Source organism: Desulfocurvus sp. DL1XJH-121 (genome assembly GCF_054819825.1).
In genome coordinates this window covers 1-3,907 of sequence record NZ_JBTVWW010000052.1, presented here as the reverse complement: position 1 = coordinate 3,907, position 3,907 = coordinate 1, and the positions used below count along the sequence as shown (strand labels likewise).

Here is a 3,907-nt window from a genome sequence, read left to right as displayed (position 1 = left end):
AAGGCGGCCGAGGCGGCCGCCTAGAAATCACCCCGCCAGGGGCGGCAGTGTCAGGTGAATACTATCTCTGTACATGCAGTATGAGTGGGTTGTTTTCCTCATATTGTCCACAACCATTCAAATTTTTGATTTTTCCCCCTCTTCTATGGCTCAATCGTCGTCATCATCAGCGTGCGTGGCAATTCGCGCCAGCTCCTCGGCTTGACCCCCGCCGCGCCGCAAGGCTACAGCCCGCGCGAACATCCAAAATAAGAGACAATGATGATTTCTCGCTACCACCTTACCTCGCCTCCGCCTCCTCCCGCCCGCTAGGGGGGAAGGCTGCCGGGCCTTCGGGCCGTCCCGGGCCGTCCGTTGCGGGCGCGCCCGCTGTTTTCGTGTGCCGCATTCCCTCTGACACGCCTTGATCGCGCTGCCTGCGCAGAATTTTTCCGCGCCTTTCGGCAACGCGGCGCGCCGCGTGCGCGCGCCGCAATCCCTGGGGGAATCATCATGCACAGCCGTTTTACCCTGGCGGGGCTCTGCCTTGCCGTTTTCCTCGTCATGGCGGGCATGGGCGTGGCCGCCGTGGCCCTGCCCGAACGCTACCTGGGCGTTTCCGGCTCCGTCGGAGCCTCGGGCTGGCTGGCCTCGGCCTTTGCCGCCGCCTACCTGCTGGGCCAGTATCCGGCGGGCCGATGGGCCGACGGTTGCGGCTACCGCCCGGTCCTGGTCCTGGGTTGCCTGCTCATCGCGGCGGCCGCCCTGGTCTTCGGCGCGGCCCCGACGACCACGGCCATATACGCGGGCCGCTTCGTCCAGGGCCTGGGCGAGGCCCCGGTCTGGGCCCTGGCCCCGGCGCTGTTGGGCCGCCTGTATCCGTCCATGCGCGGGCGGGTCATGGGCCTGTACAACGCCGCGTTCCATCTGGGCCTGATGCTCGGCCCGCTCCTGGGCGCGCGGGTCGCGGCCCGCGCGGGGCTGGACCCCTTCGGCGTGTTCGCGGGCCTGAGCCTCGCGGCCGCGCTGCTGGTGTTTCTGGCGGTGCGCGACGCGGGCCATGACGCGGCGCTGCCGCGCCATGGCCGGTCGGCTGCGGTTTCGTCCGTCGCGCTGGTCCGTTCCCTGGGGGACGTGCTCTGCGCCGCGTCCCTGTATGGGGCGGTCTACGGCCTGCTGGTCAGCTGCCTGCCCGTGCATCTGGCGGCGGAGGAGGGCTTCGGCCAGGAGCGGCTGGGGGCGTTCCTGTTCGCGGCCTATGCGGGCATCGGCGCGGCGCAGCTCGGGGGCGGGGTGCTCTCCGACCGCTTCGGCAGGGGCTGGTTCATGGCCGCCGGTCTGGCGGCCGCGGGGCTGGGCCTCCACGGGGCGGTGGCCTCTGCGTGGCCCCTGGCCGGGGCCGCGTCCATGGGCCTGGGCCTGGGGCTGTTCGCGGTCTCGTCCATGGCCCTGGTCAACGAGCTCGCGCCGCAGGGCGGCCAGGGCCGGGCCTCGGGCCTGTACTTCATGGCCTGGGGCGGCGGCTATTTCGCCGGGCCCCTGGCCGTGGGCGCCGTGGGCCTGCCCCTGGGCGCGCGCGCCCTTGCGGCCTGCGTCCTGCTGCTGTCCCTGGTCCTGGCCCGGCGCGCCGCGGGGGGCCGGTGAACGTCCAGGCGGGAGGGGGGTGCCCCTCCCGCCGAACCCGCGAACCGCGCGCGGTTGACCCCGGCCGCCCTTGAACGCTACAAATCTTGCCATCGTTCAGGTTTCAGCCCCCGCAACCTACCGCCAAGGCCCGGTTTTCGTGAGCAAGATCGACGTCATCATCAGCGTGTGCGGCAAGCCGCTCCAGACCCATCTGGCGCTCCTGTCCCTGGAGAAGGCCTGCGGCGAGCACATCGACACAATTTACTTCATCGAGGAGAACACCAAGACCCGGGACATCGACCCCGGGTCCAACGAGCGCATCCTCGAACTGCTGAAGCACAAGATCGTCCACTACATGCCCCGGCAGTGGAACTACTGCTTCCCCATCGAATGGGACAGGATGGACGACACGGACTACCGGCATTCCGTGCGCTACCAGTACGGCTGGGAGATGACGGACAAGGACTACGTGCTCATCATCCACAACGACGCCATCTTCCGGGCCGACGTGGTGGGGCCCATGATCGAGGCCATCGGCGACCACGTGGCCGCCGGGCATATCGGCCAGTGCTGGTACTGCCCCGCCGCCTTCTCCGGCCTGTGCACGCCCGACACCTACATGGACTACCGCCCGGACTACGAGGCCCTGCGGACCCTCTACAAGACCGCCAACCCGCCCGAGGGCAAGCAGGTGCGCGCCTACCATTTGCCGCGCATGCACGACATCTTCCACAAGCAGCCCTGGCCCCTGCCCGAGTGCCGGGTCAACGAGTGGTGCTGCCTGGTGAACATGAAGATCGCGCGGCGGCTGACCATGCCCCTGGGCTCGGTCACGCCCTTCGGGGCCTTCATCAACGTGGGCAAGCAGATCCTGGACGTGGGCTGCCAGTGGTTCCGGGACATGCACCTGCGCGGGCACACCTGCCTGAACTTCGACATCTACAAGTACATGCACCACGACGTGCCGCCCACGGGCCAGCCCACCTTCGTGGACCAGGTCCGCTACAAGGACAAGGAACTGGCGGCCATGGCCATCCTGCGGCGCGACTTCGGCTATTCCTGATCCCCGGGCGCGCCTCCGGCGTATTGGCCTGCGCCGGGTTTTTGGTGTACAAGCACGTCCAAGACCCCAATTTCATTCCCCAAGGCGGTGAATCATGGATGACCGGGAACGCGGCGCTCTGGCCGCGCGCGTGGTGGAGATCGTGCGCCAGACCGCGGCGCATTACGGGCTCTGGATGGCCGAGGCCGTGCATCAGGTGGGCCTGGAGCAGGCCCTGGACGCGGAAAAGGAGGCCGGGGACCGGCTGACGCGGATCATGGAGCGCAAGCTGGCCAAGGCCCTGGGCCTGGAGCGCGGCGCGGACCTGCTGGCCGGGCTGGACGGCGAGACCCTTGCCGCCCTGGAGCAGGCCTTGGGTACGGGCTGGCTGGCCGCCGACGGGGTCTGGTTCCAGGCCATCGAACACCGTTTCGGCATGACCGACGCCAAGCGCGTCAACGATTCCTGCTGGGCGCGGTTCGCGCCCTACGAGGCCGCGCGGGCCATGGCCGTCCTGGGCATCGAGCCCGGCGGCGGCCTGGACGCCCTGGAACGCTGCCTGGCCGCGCGCATGGTGGCCACCATCAACACCTGGGAGGTGGCGGACCGCACCCCCACGTCCTTCGTCTTCCGCATCACCAACTGCCGCGTGCAGGCGGCCCGCAAACGCAAGGGCATGCAGGACTATCCCTGCAAGTCCGGCGGGCTGGTGGAATATCGCGGCCTGGCCCACACAGTGGACCCGCGTATCAGGACCGAGTGCGTGGCGTGTCCGCCGGACGAGCATCCGGAGGAGTGGTTTTGTGCGTGGCGGTTTACGCTGGAGGAGTAGGGGGAGTCGCTGTGGCGCGGGGTTTTTTGTCGTGACGCGGCACTAGTTAGTGGATTTTCCTTCGTTTTCGTGGGGCGGAGGGGCTTTTTTATCGTGGTGCAAAACCAACGGTGCCCTCCCGCCCACCCACCGCGTTCCCTCGCGGGTAGGGCGTAGGTTTGTCGGGAGTGTGGAGATGGGTGACGCGGTCGCGCCCCATGCGGTTACGGGGGGCTTCGCTTCGCTGATTACCATCACAGCCGCTGCGCCCCCCGCACCCGCCCGGGGCGCTGGGGCGTCGTGGTGCTGCGGTCCCTTAATAATTCCTCCCCTTGTGTCGCGGCACAGGTAGTGCCGCCCCGTCGCACGAGCCCGGCTCCGCTTCGCTGATTTCCATCACAGCCGCTACGCCGGGCAGCGCGCCGGGGCTTGGGGAGTCCCGGAGGGCG

3 protein-coding genes are annotated in these 3,907 nt (G+C 68.7%); all 3 read left to right on the top strand.

The window, feature by feature from the left end:
- Positions 1-492: 492 nt before the first annotated feature.
- The 3 genes from ACYYG1_RS17270 to ACYYG1_RS17260 all read left to right on the top strand — a co-directional run bounded on the left by ACYYG1_RS17270 (position 493) and on the right by ACYYG1_RS17260 (position 3,479).
- On the top strand, positions 493-1,623 hold the full coding sequence (locus ACYYG1_RS17270; RefSeq protein ID WP_461211575.1) for an MFS transporter: 1,131 nt from the start codon (positions 493-495) through the stop codon (positions 1,621-1,623).
- 139 nt (positions 1,624-1,762) lie between these two features.
- On the top strand, positions 1,763-2,668 hold the full coding sequence (locus tag ACYYG1_RS17265) for a hypothetical protein (protein WP_461211574.1): 906 nt from the start codon (positions 1,763-1,765) through the stop codon (positions 2,666-2,668).
- A gap of 94 nt (positions 2,669-2,762) precedes the next feature.
- Positions 2,763-3,479, top strand: coding sequence for a DUF6125 family protein (locus tag ACYYG1_RS17260; RefSeq protein WP_461211573.1), 717 nt, complete (start codon positions 2,763-2,765; stop codon positions 3,477-3,479).
- Positions 3,480-3,907: the final 428 nt, after the last annotated feature.

Bases quoted from the DNA above. Each gene is read 5' to 3' on its own strand.
- ACYYG1_RS17260 (WP_461211573.1), top strand. From the start codon at position 2,763: ATGGATGACCGGGAACGCGGCGCTCTGGCCGCGCGCGTGGTGGAGATC.
- ACYYG1_RS17270 (WP_461211575.1), top strand. From the start codon at position 493: ATGCACAGCCGTTTTACCCTGGCGGGGCTCTGCCTTGCCGTTTTCCTC.